At 66.6% G+C, this 464-nt stretch carries 2 protein-coding genes; both read left to right on the forward strand.

Annotation, left to right across the window (positions count from 1 at the left end; genetic code table 11):
* A partial coding sequence (locus ACTFO6_RS17675) for a hypothetical protein (protein ID WP_439935731.1) occupies positions 1–262 on the forward strand: 262 nt, incomplete at its 5' end.
* The coding region (locus ACTFO6_RS17680) for a hypothetical protein (RefSeq protein WP_439935732.1) at positions 262–464 on the forward strand (203 nt) is incomplete at its 3' end. The genes ACTFO6_RS17675 and ACTFO6_RS17680, both read left to right, overlap by 1 nt.

Genomic DNA, 464 nt, shown 5'->3' on the forward strand with positions numbered 1-464 from the left:
CCCCGGGAACGCGGTGCCCAAGCCCCGCGAGGAGGAAATCCGGGCCAAGGCCGCTGAGGTGGACGCCGAGATCGAGGCGGAACGCCGCGCCGTGATGCGGCGTGAGGCGATCCTGGGCGACGCAGACCGTCTCTTTCTCGCCTTGGAGGTTCTCGCGCGGGCGGTGGACGAACTCCAGGCGCTCCAGCCCCTGGCTACGCGCACAGCCCCGGTGGATGCGCTGATCACGAAGCTCGTGGAGATCCGCAGCAAGGTGGGCTGATGGCGCGGCAATTCTTTTTCGCTGAATCGACCGAGCCGTCTTCTCACACGGGGAGCGTGGGCTGGGTGGACAAGGCGGCCCTGACAATTACGCCAGACGCTTCCAGCGACTACCTGATTCTGTCTTCGGCGCTCCTGAGCGGCAACAACAGCAATGTCGGGCGTGGGCCGAGGGCGCGGACCTATCATGAGACGGCTGGGGT

It is taken from the genome of Pelomicrobium sp. G1 (assembly GCF_051905455.1).
GTDB lineage: Bacteria > Pseudomonadota > Gammaproteobacteria > Burkholderiales > UBA6910 > Pelomicrobium.